This is a genomic window from Kitasatospora sp. NPDC051705 (assembly GCF_044453265.1).
GTDB lineage: Bacteria > Actinomycetota > Actinomycetes > Streptomycetales > Streptomycetaceae > Kitasatospora.
In genome coordinates, this window is record NZ_JBITCO010000002.1 from 1 (window position 1) to 15,082 (window position 15,082).

Consider the following 15,082-nt stretch of genomic DNA (forward strand, 5'->3'; position numbering starts at 1 on the left):
CCTCCGTCGCGGCGGGCTCGTGGGGGGGGGCCGGGGGGGGGGGCTGGGGGGGGGGGGGGGGGGGGGGGGCGGGGGGGGGGGGGGGGGGCCCCCCCCCCCCCGGCGTTTCGATCCCGCCCTCCGGGGTGGAAGCCGGGGCGGTGGGTCATAGGTCTGATCTATGGGGCGACAGGGCGGACCCCCCTACCCGGGCAGCGCCGTGCCGCGAAGGGTGAGGCGGAGAGAACCGCCGATCCGGTCGAAAACACGATGGCCGAGGCCTGAGGCTCAAGCAGGAAGGACCAGCAGTGACGTGGAAATGCGCACTCCGCGCGGCGGCTGCCGCGCTCGCGACCGGAGTGCTGACGGTCGGCGGAACCGCGCCGACGGAGGCTGCCGCGGCGGACGGTGGTGCCGGGGGGACGGTCATCACGGCGGCCGAGGTCGTGGGACTCGGTGACTACATCCGGTTGGGCGAAGCGAAGGACGACGGGAGGATCGGGGGCCTGGTCAAGGTGACGACCGCCGACGGCGGCACGTTGTTCGTCTACTGCCTCGACGCCCGGACCGAACTGAACCCGGGTTCGGTCTACCGTGAGGGCGGTCGGTCCGACGTACCGACACTCCGGGCCAACCCCGATGCGGGGAAGGTCAACTGGATCCTGCAGCACGGGTACCCGGCGGTGTCCGAGGGCGAGCTGGGCGAGCTGGTGGGCGGCGAGATCTCCCCGCAGCGCGCGGCCGGGGCGACCCAGGCCGCGATCTGGCGCATCACCAACCACGTCACGGGCGTCCCGTGGGATCCGGTCGGAGCCAGGCTCGCCGACTACCTGGCGACGCATGCCGTCGACGCCCCTGAGCCGGCCGCTCCGCTCTCCCTCACCCCCGGCGCGGTGTCCGGGAGTGCCGGGTCGGTGCTCGGTCCGATCGGGATCACCTCCGCGGGGGATCCGGTGGACGTCTCGCTGGACCCGGCGGCGGTCGCGGCGGGCGTGGTGCTGACCGATCGGGCGGGGAAGGCCGTGTCCGACGGGGGAGGCCGGCTGAGTCCACCCGCCATGAGCGGGGACTCGGTCTTCGTGAAGGCTCCGGCGGGCGCCGAAGCCGGTAGCGCGACCATCAGGGCGACTGCGTCGGTCCCGGCGCCGGTGGGCCGGGCGCTGGTGAGCCCGGACAGTCAGGACCTGCTTCTGGCGAGTGGTGCCGACAAGGTCGTCACCGGCACCACCTTGGCGGTGAGTTGGACCTCGGCCACCTCCCCGCCGTCGCCCACCGCCACCCCGAGCGATTCGGCGAGCCCGAGTGCGGGCCCGACCGCGGGTCCGCCGCCGAGTACGGGTCCGACGCCGAGTACGGGCCCGGGCGTGACGCCGACTACGGGCCCGGGCGTGACGCCGAGTACGGGCCCGAGCCCGACGCCGAGTACGGGCCCGGGCGTGACGCCGGGTGTGAGCCCGAGCCCGACGCCGACTACGGGCCCGAGCGTGACGCCGGGTGTGAGCCCGGGCACGGCTCCGGGCGCGGGGCCCTCCGGGACCCCGGGGGGCGTGCTCCCCTCCACCGGCGCCAGCGGCGGCATCGTGGTGGCCGCCGGTGCCGGCATCGGGCTGCTGCTGGCGGGCGGTCTCGTGGTCGTGGTCCACGAGCGTCGCCGACGCCGCCGCAACGGTGTCTGAGTGCGTTCGCCACGGAGCGGGACGTCGCCCGGTTCGACTTCCCACTCCGTGGCGAACGCCCGACCGGACCCGGACTCCCCTACTCTGGCGGCATGCTGTCCGTGGTGGTGGCCCCCTGGGCGGGGGCGGAGCCGGTGTTCGTGCGTGCGCCGGACGAACTGCACGACGCCGCCAGCACGATGAAGGTGGCGGTGCTGGCGGCGCTCGCCCGGAGTGGGGTGGACCTCGACGCCGAGGTGTCGGTGGTGAACCGCTTCCGGTCCGTCGTCGGCGGGGAGTTCGGCAACGATCCGGACTGGGACAGCGATCCGCTGCCCTGGGAGCTGCTGGGCACCCACGTGCCGCTGCGGCTGCTCGCCGAACGGATGATCACGCACTCCTCCAACCTGGCCACCAACCTGTGCCTGGCGCGGGTCGACCGGGCGGCGGTCGCACAGGTGTGGCGCCGGGCCGGCGCGAGCCGCAGTGCGAGCCCGCGCGGCATCGAGGACTACGCGGCGCGCGACGCCGGGGTGCACAACCTGGTCAGCGCCCGTGACCTCGTGCGGCTCCTCCACTCGCTCGCCGGCGAGCCGGCGCTGCTGGAGCTGCTGGAGCGCAACTCCTTCCGGGTGGACTTGGCGGCGGGGCTGCCGCCCGGGACCCGGATCGCGTTCAAGAACGGGTGGATCCCGGGTGCCCGGCACTGCGTGGGCCTGGTGCACCCGCCGGACTGCCCGCCGTACCTGATCGCGGTCTGCTACTCCGGCCCGCTCGCCGACGGCAGCGACCGCGCCGATCCGGCGGCCCGGCTGCTGGCCCGGGTCTCGGCGGCGGTGTGGGCGCGCCGGCACGGGATCGGCGGCGCGCCGCCCGCGGGGCCGGTGGCACGAGGCCGGTGACGCGCCGCCGGCCCGGGCGGGCCGGCGGCGTGCGGGTGTGCGGCGGCCGCCGTCAGTACGGCTTGACGAGCACGTGGGCGGCGCCCGGGATGCCGATCTTCAGGAGCTCGTCCTCCTCCGCGGTGGTCGGCGTGCCGGTCTCCTGCTTGAGGACGGCGCGGGACAGCGACTGGACCCAGAGGGCGCGCGGGCGGCGGCGCTCCTCCCAGGCGGCGAGGGCGGCCGGGACGTCGTCGGCCGCGTCGAGGCTCTCGGCGAGGACGAGGGCGTCCTCGACGGCCATCGCGGCGCCCTGGGCGAGGTGCGGGGTGGAGGCGTGGGCGGCGTCGCCGGCCAGGGCGATGCGGCCGACGTGCCAGGGCTCCTCGACGGTGACCTGGGAGATCCGGGTGTAGACCACGGCGGCCGGGTCGGTGACCTGGGCGAGGGCCTCGGCGACGGGGCCGCCGAAGCCGTCCAGCCGCTCGTGGAGCTGCTCGTGGGCGCGCTCCCGGTCGGGGCGGAAGTCCTCGGCCTCGGCGAACACCGAGCCCAGGTACATCAGTTCCGTGCTGATCGGGGTGAGCAGCGCCTTGGCGCTGAGGTTCCCGGCGGACATCACCACGCCCTGCACCTCGGGCGAACGCGGCAGGGTGACGCGCCAGTTGGCGAAGCCGGTGTACTCGGGGGCGTAGGCGTCGCCGTACAGGTGCCTGCGCAGCGGGGAGCCGATGCCGTCGAAGCCGACGACGAGGTCGTAGCGGTCGTGGTGGCCGTCGGTGAGGGTGGCGTCGACCCCGTTGCCGTCGTCGGTGAGCTCCGCGATCGTCGTCCCGAAGCGGACGGTGGCGCCCGCCGCGGCGGCGGCGGTGGCGAGCACCCGGGCGAGCGCGGGGCGGGGGATGCCGTTGTTGGCGGGGGCGCCGTCCATCCGCGGCTGCGGGATCCTGGCGAGGGTGGCGCCGGCCGGGTCGCAGATGGTCAGCACCTCCCACTCGAAACCGGCGGCGAGGCAGTCGTCGAGGACGCCGATCGCGCGCATCACGTGCAGCGCGTTGGAGGGCTGGATGATGCCGACGCCGAGCGCCTCCGGGCGGTCGCGCAGTTCGGCGACGTCGACCCGGTGGCCGCGCCGGGCGAGGGCGGTGGCGAGCGTGAGTCCGCCGATGCCGCCGCCGTGGACGAGGACGCGCAGGGGTGGGGTCATGAGGTGGCTCCAGGGGGTGGCGGGTCAGCCGACGGGGGCGGCGGCGAGGTCCATCAGGTGGTCGACCAGGGCGAGCAGCAGGTCACGGCCGAAGGCGCGTTCCCGGACGTCGCCGAGCAGCATCGGGACCTGCGGGTCGAGGTCGAGGGCGGCCCGGATCTCGTCCGGGGTCCGGGTGTTGTGGCTGTGGAAGCAGTTGATGGCGACGACGAAGGGGATGCCGCGGCTCTCGAAGAAGTCGATGGAGGCGAAGCTGGTGTCGAGCCGCCTGGTGTCGGCGATGACGATGCCGCCGAGGGCGCCGTTGACCAGGTCGTTCCACATGAACCAGAACCGCTCCTGCCCGGGGGTGCCGAACAGGTAGACGACGAGGTCGGGGTTGACGGTGATCCGGCCGAAGTCCAGGGCGACGGTGGTGGTGTCCTTCTGGTCGACGCCGGACAGGTCGTCGACGCCGACGCTGGCCCGGGTCAGGTACTCCTCGGTGCGCAGCGGGGTGACCTCGCTGACCGAGCCGACCAGGGTGGTCTTGCCGACGCCGAATCCGCCGGCGATGAGGATCTTGACGGCGGCCGGCGCGTCGACGGCACTGCTGGAGTGGGGTGTCGCCATGGTTCAGAGTCTCCGGAGTCCTTCGCGAACGGCCGTGAGCAGGCCGAGGTCCACGCCCCCGGCGGCGCGGGCCACCGAGAGCGGCGCCCGGGCCCGCAGCAGGCCCTGGGCGACCAGGTCGCCCAGCAGGATCTTGGTGACCGAGACCGGGAGGTCCAGGCCGGCCGCCACCTCGGCGACCGCCGCCGGGCGCCGGCAGCGGTCGAGGATCGTCCGGTGCTCGGGCTGGAGGCCGCGGGCACCGGCGCGGCTGCCCCGCGCCAGGGCCCGGGCGGCCTCCTCCTCGACGGTGGTGAGCACGGTGATCAGGGTGAGGTCGTCGCGTTCGGGGGCGGTGCGGCCGCGGGTGATGGTGTAGGGGCGCACCATGACGCCCGACTCGTCCTCCGCGTCCTCGCCGGGCAGCTCGCTCCAGTGCGGTGCCCGGCCGTGCGCCGGCTCGCCGGCCCCGTGCGGTCCCACCGGCGTCAGCCCCGGTTCCGGGCCGCGAAGGCGTCGAAGGCGGCCGGGGCGCCGGGGCCGGCCGGGGCACCGGGGGCGGCGTCCTGACGCACCGGGGTGCTGAGCTTCTTGCCGACCTGCTGCACCAGGGTGTGCATGGCCACGGACATCACCTCGGCGTCCACCTCCTGCGAGGCGACGACGGCCAGGTGGGTGCCCTGGGCGGCGGCGATGATGAACAGCCAGCACTCGGCGAGCTCCACGATCACCTGGTGGACGGGCCCGCCGTCGAAGAGCTGGCCGACGCCGCGGGCGAGGCTCTGCTGCCCGGTGGCGACGGCGGCCAGGCGCTCGGCGTCGGCCCGTTCGATGCTGCGGGAGTGGCTGACGACGAGGCCGTCGTCGGAGAGCAGGACGGCGTTCCTGGTCCCGGGCACCGAGTCGACGAGTCCGTCCAGCAGCCAGTCCAGGTCCTGGTGGGTGGCGATCGTGCGGTTCATGACTGGTCATCCGTTCGTGTCGTTCGGGGGTCCGCGGCCGGCAGGGCCCAGGGGGAGGGGCCGGGCGCGGGCGTCGGGGGGCCGGCGAGGTCGGTGGGGGGAGCCGGCGGGGTCGCGGCCCGGGGCAGCGGGTGCTCGCCGCCGTCCTGGGCGCGGGCGGCGCGGGACTGGCGCTGGAAGGCGCCGATCGTCGCACCGGAGCGCCGGACGGGGCGCTGGAACGGGCCCCCGGCGGGGCCGCCGGCCGCTCCGGTGTCCGGTCCGGAGGCCTCGGGGCGGGGCCCGCCGGCCGGGTCGACCCACTCCTGCCGGGGCGGCGGCGGGACGCGCAGCTCGGCGGCCAGACTGGCCTGCCGCACCCGCTGCGGCAGCGGGGCCTGCCCGCCCTCGGCTGGCGAGAGCGGCACCGCGGAGGGGTACTCGCGGCGCCGGCGCTCGGCCAGCCGGTAGTGGTCGGCCGGGCGGTACTGCTCGTCGGCGTAGGGAGCCTCGGCGGCGGTGACCCGGGCGTAGGCGATGTCCGGGTAGGCGGGGGCGTCGTGCGAGGGGGCCCGCCCGGTGGGGGCCTCGGCGGCGGGGGAGCCGTGCTGGACGGGCCGTTCCGCCGGCTGCCCGGACGGCCCGAACAGCGGTGCGTCCGCGGCCTCGTCCGGCTGCCCGGCGGACGCGACGGGGAACGGCAGCGGCTCGGCGGCGGGGAGGTCCTCGGGCCGCAGGTACTCGACGTGCCCGAGCGGGTCGGCCGGGGCGTGGTGCGAGACCCCGGAGACCCGGGCGGCCGACGGGTCCTCCTCGAGGTCCGCGGTGTCGTGGGCGGGCCCGGCGGGGGCGTCCGGGACGGCCGCGGCCTCCGGCGGGTGCCCGGGCCGGTCGCCGAACCGCGCCCGGGTCCGCTCGCCGTACTGGGCCCGGCCGAACGCCTGGGCGTGCTCGCCGTCCGCGGCCCGGCCGAGCGGCTGGGCTTGTGACTGAGCCTGGGCCTGCGCCTGTGACTGGGCCTGCGCCTCGCCGAACGGCTGTGCCCGGCCGAACGGCCGCGGCTGCGGGCCGTCCTGGGCCAGACCGAAGGGGTCCACCTGCCCGAAGGCGTCCACCGGCCCGGGGGCGTCGGTGCCCCCGAAGGCGTCGACGGGGGCGACCGGCGGTCCGGTCGGGGCCGGCTCCGGCGCCTCGTCGGAGGCCGTCAGCAGGGCCTTGCGCGAGCGCCGCACCAGCGGGATCGGCTCCACCGGGGAGCCCTCGTCCGGCAGGCCCGCGTCGCCGTCGATGACGAGCTCGTCCGGGACGAGCACGACCACCCGGGTGCCGCCGAAGGCCGACGGCCGGAACTCGATCCGCAGCCCGGTGTTGGCGGCGAGCCGGGCGACGACGTGGAAACCGAGCCGGATGTCGTCCGCCCGGGCCAGCACGTCGGTGCGCGGCGGGCGGCTCATCAGCTCGTTGGCCGCGTCGTACTGCTCCGGGTCCATGCCGAGCCCGCGGTCCTCGATCTCGACGGCGAGCCCGCGCCCGACCATCGCGGCCCTGACCTCCACGGGGGTGGGGGGCTTGGAGAACGTGGTGGCGTTCTCCATCAGCTCGGCGAGGACGTGCGCGACCGGGCCGACGGCCCGCTCGGACAGCCACGGGTGCCCCTCGACGTCGAGCAGGATCCGGCGATAGTCCTGCACCTCGCCCTGGGCGGCGCGCAGCACGTCCAGCAGCGGGACGGGCTTGCGCCAGCGCCGCTGCGGCTGGCCGCCGGCCATGATGACGAGGTTCTCCTCGTAGCGGCGCAGCCGGGCGGTGAGGTGGTCGAGGTCGAACAGGCCCTCCAGGACCTCCGGGTCCTCGTGCCGGCGCTCCAGCTCGTCGAGCTTGCGCAGCTGGCGGCCGATCAGCAGCTGGGTGCGGCGGGCGATGCGCTGCAGCAGCCGTTCGAAGCCGCGGTGCTGCTCGGCCTGCCGGACGGCGGCCTCGACGGCGGCGGACCGGGCCAGGTTGAGCGCCTGGCCGAGCCGGGCCAGCTCGTCGGTGCCGTTGCCGTGCGGGCCGGCGGTGATGCTGCGGCTCTCGGCCTCGGCGTCGACCGGCTCGCCGCGGCCGAGGCGCTCCACCACCTCGGGCAGGGTGCGCTCCATCTCCTCGGCCTGCGTGTGCAGTTCCTTGATGCGGCGGCGCAGCGAGCGGCTGAGGCGCCAGGAGGCGGTGATCACCGCGACGACGGTGATCAGGCCGACCACCGTGGTCAGCACGACCCGGGTGAGCAGGGAGAGGATGGTGCCCTTGCCGACGTCGACGATTCCGCTGGTGCGGGTCTCGATGGCCTTGATCAGTTGCGGGTTGAGCTGGTCCACGGCCTGGCGCCACTGGTCCTGCGCGGCGGGGAGCCTGACGGTGCCGTTGGTCTCGGCGCCGGCGGGCCGGGTGAGCGACTGTTCGACGGCCGTCTTGGCCTGCCAGGCGGGGCTGTTCATCAGGTCGCGCCAGGCGGGCGCCTCGGCGTCCGGCACGTACGGGACGACCTGGACGGTGAAGAGGTGTTCCTGCGCGCCGATGGCCTGTTCGACCTGCTGGTAGTCGGCGGTCGCGAGCCGGCCGGTGGGCCAGCCGCGGGCCAGCAGGGCGTCCTCGCGGGCGAGCATCTCCTTGGCCCAGAAGGCGTTGACCAGGGTCTTGGAGATCCAGGTGACCTCGCCGGTGTCGACGTGGCTGAGCGCGGTGAACAGCCGCAGGTCGACGGCGATCAGGTCGGTGTAGTACGCGAACAGGGACTGCTGGTCGATCGAGCCCCGGTCGACGGCGGCGCGCTGCTCGGCGAGTCGGCCGAGGGCCTGGCGGGCCTCGGCGACGGCGGTGCGGACCTCTTCGGGGGCGTTGTCGGCGGTCTCGCCGGAGAGGGTCTGGAACTGGCGGACCGCGTCGTCGGTCTGCTGGCGCTGGCGGCGCAGCTGGTCGGCGTTGGCGCCGGGCCGGGCGAGCGCCTCGGCGCTGAGCCGGCGCTCCTCCTGGAGGTTGTAGTAGACGATGTTGGACGGCTGGCCGGCCTTCTGCGCGAGCAGTCCCTGGCCGGCCTGGCGCTGGAAGTCGAAGACCGTCTGGCCGCTGGTGACCGCCCACAGGACGGCGAGGGCGACGCTGGGGACGACTGCGAGGACGAGCAACGCCGTCCGCAGTGACAGGCGTGGACGCCTGCGGGGGGCCTTCGGCGTCGGGGGCCGCCGATTCGCACGCGCGCGCAGAGCAGACTCCTTGGGGCTGGCGGCCGGCCGGGTCGGGGCCGGGCCGTCGGGCACGGGCTTTTGACGAGGCGATACTAGTCATACCGTGTGATTGGAGTGAAAGTGTGTTCGCCGTCCGGACGGTCCACGCACACGCTCCCGACACAATGTCACCTGGTCGTTGACCGTGCGCACTCGAAGCATCCCAGTTCGCGGCCTGTTGACAGAGTGTCAGTGCTGGTCACCGCCCTGCGGGTGGACTCCGTGTGAAAACTCTGTGTCGTCACTTTCCGTGCCCGCCCCGCCATCACCCGCGGGGCCGCCCCGGAGAGGGGCCGCCCGCGCGGCTGCGGCACGATGGCGGCCATGACCGGCGAACCCCTGCACATCCCGACCGACGGCCTCCGCCGAGTCCTCGACCTGGCCCTGCGGCACGTGGAGGCCTCGACCGGCGACCGGGTGGCGCTCGACGAGGACTACTTCTGGTCCGTCCCCGGCGGCGAGCTCCACGAGGTGTACGCCGGGCCCCCGGCCCTGACGATCGGACAGCTCTCGGAGTCGTGGCAGCACCTGGAGGCCCTGCTCGCCGACCCGGACCGCGCCGTGGGCCACCACCTGGTCTGGCTCGCCGACGTCCTGCGCGCGATCGGCCGCGCCACCCCCTGACGGCCCGTGGGCTCCCCAGCGCCCCCGCGGGATCCGCACGTCCGGGCGCTCGCGGCGGAGGGGTGATCACCCCTCTCCACTCTCAACGTATAGCGCACGGGGGGTCTTGCGGCAAGGCCCCGGTGGTGCCGCAGAATCGCCGGGTCAAGATCGCTGCCTGGGGGAACGGGAGATTCACGGATGCGCGTGGTGCTGGCGACGTACGGGTCGCGGGGGGACGTCCAGCCGTTGGCCGGACTGGCGGTGCGGCTGCGGGAGCTCGGTGCGCAGGTGCGGGTGTGCGCGCCGCCGGACGAGGAGTTCGCGGCGCAACTGGACGCCGTCGGCGTGGAGATGGTGCCGACCGGCCTCTCGGTGCGCTCGCTGGTGACGGGGCCGCCGCCCGCGTCCTCGGAACTGCCCCGGCGCGCGGCCGACCTGGTCGCGCAGTTCTACGACGCGGTCTCCGCCGGGGCGGGGCCTGGGGACGCGGTGGTGGCGACCGGCCTGTTCCCCGCAGCGGCCGGGGCACGGTCGGCGGCCGAGAAGCTGGGCCTGCGCTACGCCTACCTGGCGCTCCAGCCGACCGTCCTGCCCTCCCCGCACCACCCGCCGTTCCAGTACCCCGGCCGGCCGTACCCGCCGGAGGTGACCGACAACGCGGAGCTGTGGGCGCTGAACGTCGGGACGATGAACGCGCTGTTCGGCGAGGCCGTCAACGGCCACCGGGTGTCGGTGGGCCTGCCGCCGGTGGACAACGTCCGTGACCACGTCCTCACCGCGCGGCCCTGGCTGGCGACGGACCCGGTGCTGGACCCGTGGCGGCAGGCGCCGGGCCTCGACGTCGTGCAGACCGGCGCGTGGATCCTGCCGGACGAACGCCCGCTCCCGGCCGACCTGGTGGCCTTCCTCGACGCCGGCGAGCCCCCGGTGTACGTGGGCTTCGGCAGCATGCCGATGCGCGGCGCGCAGGACGTCGCCGAGGTGGCCGTGGCGGCGGTGCGCGCGCAGGGCCGCCGCGTGGTGATCGCCCGTGGCTGGGCCGAACTGGGCCACGGCGACGGGCGGGACGACTGCTTCGTGGTCGGCGAGGTCAACCAGCAGGCCCTGTTCGGGCGGGTGGCGGCCGCGGTGCACCACGGCGGCGCGGGCACGACGACGACGGCCACCCGGGCGGGTGCGCCCCAGGTGGTGGTGCCGCAGATCGTGGACCAGCCCTACTGGGCGGGCCGGGTGGCCGCGTTGGGCGTCGGCGTGGCCCACGACGGGGCGACGCCGACGGTGGAGTCCCTGTCCGCCGCGCTCGGGGAGGCGCTGACCCCGGAGGTGCGGGCCCGGGCCGCCGCCGTGGCCGGCACCGTCCGCACCGACGGAACGGCGGTCGCCGCGGACCTCCTGGTCCGGCCCGGGGCCTGAGCGCCGCGGCGGAGTGGGAAGTCGGCGCGGGGTGGGCACCGCGGCGCGGGGCGGGGCTACTCGGTGAGCAGCTTCAGGCCGGAGTCCGGGATCCCGGTGCCGTCCTTGGCGAAGAACTGCCAGGACTGCACCTTCCGGCCCGGCTGCTCGGGCACCACCACGTGGCGGTACGGGGTGTCGCCGACCGGGACCAGCTGCGGTTCGAGGACGGTGCCGTCCGTCCAGGTCACCACGATCCGGCCGACGTTCGGGCCGGCGGTGACGCTGGCCAGCCGGATCGGGAGCGGGCCGGGGGTGCCGTCCTTGCTCCGGGGGCCGATGACGCCGCCCCCGATGTAGTCGCCGTCCCGCGGGTCGAAGTGGGCCGCGTCGGGGAAGCTGCCCTGGGAGTCGTACTTCTGGCGCACCCCGTCCAGCGTGGCGTACGTGTTGACCACGTCCTCCGTGGTCGACCAGTAGTGCTGGACGAAGTCGGTGGTCGGCTTCTCGACGGTCGGGTCGACGGCGTTGCGCTCCTGCCAGACGGCCAGGGCCTGCTCGTACGCCCGCTCCTTCGGGGCGGCCGGCCAGACCGCCTGCCACAGCTTCCACTCCTTGCCGTCGACGGTGCCCTGGCCGATGACCACCCGGACGGGGGTGAACGGGTCCTTCGCGGCGGGCGCGGTCGTCGGGGCCCGATCGGTGGCCGGGGCGGCCCCGGTGCCGGTGGCGGGGCCGGAGTTCGCCGCGACGAGCGGCTGCGGCGCCCCGCCGGGGCCCGGGTGCAGCGTGGCCGTCACGCCGCCGGCCAGCGCCACGGTGGCGGCCAGGGCGAGCGCGCCGACCATGGTGCGCCGGCGGCGCCGGATCCGCCGGCCGCCGGCCATGATGTCCGGCAGCGGGACGGAGCCGATCCTGGCGCCCGTCGCCGCGTCGGCCAGTCCGCGGCCGACCCACGCGTCGGTGCCGTCCGCCGCCGTGCCCGCGCCGAACGCCGCGTTGTCCCCGCCCGTGCTCATACCGCACCTCCGATGCGTGCCATGCCCTTGAGTTCCTTCAGTGCCGCGACCTCGCGCAGCTTGGCTATCCCCTTCGCCGCGTGGCTGCGCACGGCTCCCACCGAGCAGCCCATCGCGACGGCGGCCTGGCTGTCGCTCAGGTCCTCCCAGTGCCGCAGCACCACGGCCTCGCGCTGGCGGGCCGGCAGGGTGGCGAGCGCGGCCAGCAGTTCCCCGCGCTGTTCGGACCGCGCGAAGCCGTCCTCGACGCCGGGCGCGTCCGGCAGGACGTCGACGAGCAGTTCGGGCGGTCGGCGCCGCCAGCGGCGGGCGTGCTGGTTCACCAGGATCCGCCGCACGTAGGCGTACGGGTCCCCGGCCCGGCGGACCTTCGCCCAGGACGCGCAGGCCTTCTCCGCCGCGGACTGCACCAGGTCCTCCGCCGCGTACTGCTCGCCGGCCAGCAGGTAGGCCGTGCGGATCAGGCGTGGCCAGGCCCCGACGATGAAGGCCTGGAACTCCTCGTCCCGGTCGGTCTTCGTTTCTCCCATGAGCACCTCCTCACCCCCCTAGAGCCCGGGGGCGGGGGAAACCGCTTACTCCGGCGCCGGGGCGGGCCGGCGCGGCGTCGGCGGCGGTCCGGGGCCGAACCGGTGTCGGGGCCGGGGCAAGGCGGGGCGGGGCCCTTTCCCGTCCGCCCACCGGACGCGGGAGGAGCGTATCCGGGAACGCGAACGGCCTTCGACGCACGGTGGACACATTCCCGTCACACGGGCGGTCGGCGTCACCTCCGGAGGTGCGGGACGGGCGCCCGAATTGCCCGGGGGGTGGGGCTTCGTGGCGAATTCCCGGGCATGGCCACCTTCTCGTTCTCGACGGTCGCGAGTAAAACTTCGCAAAGAATGCACTCGGCCCGGACCGCCTCCGACCTGCCTCTTCAACAAAATGTTGCAGCTCAGAGGCGGGGTGATCACGCTTCGCCATACGGCTGTAACCGGTCGTGTGCAAGCATGTCGGCAATCCGCAGGAGTACGGTTCCGGAGGAATCGCCGGGCGGGGCTCGTGGGTAAGTCGAGCGGCTCGGAGGGATATTCGCCATGCCGTGGACTTTCGTAGCGGGAATAGATGCGACGTATGGGTCAGGAAAAGGGTGGGTCGGGGGATCCGGAGGTCGCCCGCCCCCGGTCGGTCGGATTGGTCGTCGAGGTACTGCGCGGCGTCGCCCAGGTCGATTTCATGCCGTCCGCCGTGTGCGGACTGTTCTTCGTGGCGGCGCTGTTCGCGGCCGGCTGGCGGTACGGCCTCTACGGCCTGCTGGGCAGTGCGGTCGCCACCGGCGCCGCGTACGGCCTCGGGCTGGCGCGGAGCACCGTGGCGGCCGGTCTGCAGGGGTACAACGGGTGCCTGGTGGCCCTGGCGTGCGCGGTGTTCCTCGGACCCGACCACCCGGCGACCGTGTTGGTGGCGGTGGTCGGGGCCGCCGTCGCGGTCGTCGTCACCGCGGGCCTCGGCGCGCTGCTCTCCGGCCGCGGCCTGCCCGCGCTGACCGCGCCGTTCTGCCTGGTCGCCGGTGCGATCACGGTCGCGGCGCCCGGCTTCCGGCGACTCTGGCACGGCGCCGCCGGCCCGGCGGCGCTGCCCGGCCCGGCGACCGGCACGACCGAACTGGGCTGGGAGGAGTTGTGGCAGGGGTTCTTCGCGAACATCGGTCAGGTCTTCTTCATGCCGCAGTGGTACGTCGGCCTGCTGTTCCTGGCCGGCATCGTCGCGGCCGACCGGCTCGCGGGCCTGCTGGCCTGCGCGGGCAGCGCGACGGGCCTGCTCACCGCCTGGGCGCTCGGCGCGCCCGCGGAGGCCGTCGGCCAGGGGCTGTACGGCTACAGCGGGGTGCTGACCGCGATGGCGCTGTGCGGGGTGTTCGTGGCCCGGAGCCGTTGGAGCGCGGCCTACGCCGTGCTCGGCGCGGCCGGCGCCACCGTCCTGACCCCGGCGCTCGCCGCGGCTTCCGCGCCCCTCGGTGGCCACGCCTTCACCTGGCCGTTCGTCCTGACGACCATGCTGTTCCTGGCGGCCGTCCCGGCCGTCCCCCGCCTGCGCAGGGCCTGACCGGCGACCGGCGGGGTCCGACCGCTCGTTCGCCGGGGATCGTCAACGCACCGCCAGCAACGCACCGTCAGCCACACATCTCAGCCACACATCGTTCAGTCGAAGACCTTCGGCCACGCGCCCGTTCGCCGAAGGCCCGTTCGCCATGGGCCCGTCCGTCCGGGCCGCATCCGGGAAGCGGAAAGGAAGAGTGGTTCCCCGTGAATCTCGCCCCGCGGGAGATGGACAAGCTCTACATCTACGTCGTGGCCGACCTGGCCCGGAAGCGCCGTGAGCGCGGCGTGAAACTGAACTACAGCGAGGCCTGCGCGCTGATCAGCGAGGCGATCATGGAGGGCGCCCGGGACGGCCGCACCGTCGCCGAGTGCATGGAGATCGGCAAGCAGGTCGTCGGCGGCGCGGACGTCATGCCCGGCGTCCGCGAGATGCTGCCGCTGCTCCAGGTGGAGGCGGCCTTCCTGGACGGCACGAAGCTGGTGTCCTGCCACGACCCGGTGGGTGCCTGAGCCATGACCCGACGCCACGCCGCGCCGGCCGCCACCGTGGTGCTGGCCGGCGGGCACGAGAGCGACGGCGGCCGGGACCTGGCCGCCCTGGTGGAGCGCGAGCCCACCGTGCACGCCGCGGCCGCCGTGGGCCGCCCGCTCGCCGAGGCCGTCCGCTCGGCGCTGGCCGCCGCCGACGGCCCGGTCTGCGTCGTCCCGATGACCCTCGGGCGTGACCCGGGGCTGGTCGCCGACGCCGCCCGGGCCCTGCGCTGGCTCGCCGACGGCGAGGTCCGGGGCCGGCTGGCCCTCACCGAACCGTTCGGCGGCCGGGACCACCTGGTCGGCTGGCTGCGGGCCGCGGCCGGTGCGCACGGCGCCGACGGACCGGGCCCCGGGGGCGCCCTGCTTGTCACCGCTCCGGCGGCCGGGCCGTTCGAGGACGCCGACCTGTTCCGGACCGCCCGGCTGGTCCGCCAGTACGGGCGCCACCGCTGGGTGGAGGTGGCCTTCGCGGGCGGCGACCCGGACCCGGCCGAGGGCGCGGAACGCTGCCGCCTGCTCGGCGCCCGCACCGTCACGGCCGTCCCGGCCTCCTTCGGGCCGGCCCTGCGCGCCGGACTGCCCGGGGTGCGGGACGGCGGGCCGCTGCTGGGGCCGGCCGCGATCGCGGGCGTGGTCGCGGCCCGCACGGCGGCGGCGCTGCACCTGCTGGGCCACGGCGAGGACGGCATCCTGGCCGGCCCCGACGCCGAGCACGGGCACGGCTACGCGCACAGCCACGGGCCGGGCGGCGCGCACACCCACGGTCACGGCCCCGGAGGGACCCACGGCCACACCCACACCCACGGCCACCGGCTCCAAGCACCCGTCCCCGTTCCCGCCGCCGTTCCCGTCCCCTCCGGCGGCCGCCTCCCGGCCCCACTCCCGCACGGGCACCGCCACGTCCACACCCAGCCCCCACAGCACTGAACCGAC

The 15,082-nt window shown here is 75.4% G+C and carries 14 protein-coding genes; 7 read left to right on the forward strand and 7 right to left on the reverse strand.

All coding sequences use genetic code 11. The features are described 5' to 3' along the window. Positions 1 to 449: 449 nt before the first annotated feature. Together ACIA8Q_RS02690 and ACIA8Q_RS02695 are read left to right on the forward strand one after the other, a co-directional pair. Complete coding sequence (locus ACIA8Q_RS02690) at positions 450 to 1,655, forward strand: Cys-Gln thioester bond-forming surface protein (protein WP_396316659.1); 1,206 nt, start codon at positions 450 to 452, stop codon at positions 1,653 to 1,655. Between the two features lie 92 nt (positions 1,656 to 1,747). Further along, positions 1,748 to 2,536: a serine hydrolase gene (locus ACIA8Q_RS02695; RefSeq protein ID WP_360205022.1), complete on the forward strand. Its 789-nt coding sequence runs from the start codon at positions 1,748 to 1,750 to the stop codon at positions 2,534 to 2,536. 52 nt (positions 2,537 to 2,588) lie between these two features. Here the strand turns inward: ACIA8Q_RS02695 and ACIA8Q_RS02700 are convergent, their stop codons facing one another. The 5 genes from ACIA8Q_RS02700 to ACIA8Q_RS02720 all read right to left on the reverse strand — a co-directional run bounded on the left by ACIA8Q_RS02700 (position 2,589) and on the right by ACIA8Q_RS02720 (position 8,418). Beyond that, entirely contained in the window at positions 2,589 to 3,722 is a 1,134-nt protein-coding gene (locus ACIA8Q_RS02700) for an FAD-dependent monooxygenase (RefSeq protein WP_360205024.1), read from the reverse strand. Between the two features lie 24 nt (positions 3,723 to 3,746). Further along, the gene (locus tag ACIA8Q_RS02705) at positions 3,747 to 4,334 is read right to left on the reverse strand and encodes an ATP/GTP-binding protein (RefSeq protein WP_360205026.1); all 588 of its coding nucleotides are present in this window, start codon (positions 4,332 to 4,334) and stop codon (positions 3,747 to 3,749) included. A 3-nt stretch (positions 4,335 to 4,337) separates the two neighbouring features. After that, entirely contained in the window at positions 4,338 to 4,703 is a 366-nt protein-coding gene (locus tag ACIA8Q_RS02710; protein ID WP_360205450.1) for a DUF742 domain-containing protein, read from the reverse strand. Positions 4,704 to 4,801: 98 nt separating this feature from the next. Beyond that, positions 4,802 to 5,275 (reverse strand): roadblock/LC7 domain-containing protein, encoded by a 474-nt coding sequence (locus ACIA8Q_RS02715; RefSeq protein WP_360205029.1) that lies wholly within the window; start codon positions 5,273 to 5,275, stop codon positions 4,802 to 4,804. Next, a complete protein-coding gene (locus tag ACIA8Q_RS02720; RefSeq protein ID WP_396316660.1) occupies positions 5,272 to 8,418 on the reverse strand; it encodes a nitrate- and nitrite sensing domain-containing protein in 3,147 nt (1,048 codons plus the stop codon). Before ACIA8Q_RS02720 ends, ACIA8Q_RS02715 begins: the two co-directional genes overlap by 4 nt. Before the next feature lie 423 nt (positions 8,419 to 8,841). Here ACIA8Q_RS02720 and ACIA8Q_RS02725 point away from each other — a divergent pair, with 423 nt between their 5' ends. After that, on the forward strand, positions 8,842 to 9,141 hold the full coding sequence (locus ACIA8Q_RS02725; protein WP_360205033.1) for a hypothetical protein: 300 nt from the start codon (positions 8,842 to 8,844) through the stop codon (positions 9,139 to 9,141). A gap of 180 nt (positions 9,142 to 9,321) precedes the next feature. Continuing rightward, positions 9,322 to 10,536: a glycosyltransferase gene (locus tag ACIA8Q_RS02730; RefSeq protein WP_360205035.1), complete on the forward strand. Its 1,215-nt coding sequence runs from the start codon at positions 9,322 to 9,324 to the stop codon at positions 10,534 to 10,536. A gap of 56 nt (positions 10,537 to 10,592) precedes the next feature. Here ACIA8Q_RS02730 and ACIA8Q_RS02735 read toward each other — a convergent pair whose 3' ends face one another. Both ACIA8Q_RS02735 and ACIA8Q_RS02740 read right to left on the reverse strand, forming a co-directional pair. Continuing rightward, positions 10,593 to 11,534, reverse strand: a complete 942-nt coding sequence (locus tag ACIA8Q_RS02735) for a hypothetical protein (RefSeq protein ID WP_360205038.1) — start codon at positions 11,532 to 11,534, stop codon at positions 10,593 to 10,595. Continuing rightward, positions 11,531 to 12,064, reverse strand: a complete 534-nt coding sequence (locus ACIA8Q_RS02740) for a SigE family RNA polymerase sigma factor (RefSeq protein WP_360205041.1) — start codon at positions 12,062 to 12,064, stop codon at positions 11,531 to 11,533. Before ACIA8Q_RS02740 ends, ACIA8Q_RS02735 begins: the two co-directional genes overlap by 4 nt. 685 nt (positions 12,065 to 12,749) lie before the next feature. Here ACIA8Q_RS02740 and ACIA8Q_RS02745 point away from each other — a divergent pair. The 3 genes from ACIA8Q_RS02745 to ACIA8Q_RS02755 all read left to right on the forward strand — a co-directional run bounded on the left by ACIA8Q_RS02745 (position 12,750) and on the right by ACIA8Q_RS02755 (position 15,076). Next, positions 12,750 to 13,619: an urea transporter gene (locus ACIA8Q_RS02745; protein WP_396316661.1), complete on the forward strand. Its 870-nt coding sequence runs from the start codon at positions 12,750 to 12,752 to the stop codon at positions 13,617 to 13,619. A 200-nt stretch (positions 13,620 to 13,819) separates the two neighbouring features. Then, positions 13,820 to 14,125 carry an urease subunit gamma gene (locus ACIA8Q_RS02750; RefSeq protein WP_360205047.1) on the forward strand — a complete coding sequence of 102 codons (306 nt, stop codon included), beginning with the start codon at positions 13,820 to 13,822 and terminating at the stop codon, positions 14,123 to 14,125. A gap of 3 nt (positions 14,126 to 14,128) precedes the next feature. Further along, complete coding sequence (locus ACIA8Q_RS02755; protein ID WP_396316662.1) at positions 14,129 to 15,076, forward strand: cobalamin biosynthesis protein CbiX; 948 nt, start codon at positions 14,129 to 14,131, stop codon at positions 15,074 to 15,076. The last annotated feature ends 6 nt before the right edge of the window (positions 15,077 to 15,082 follow it).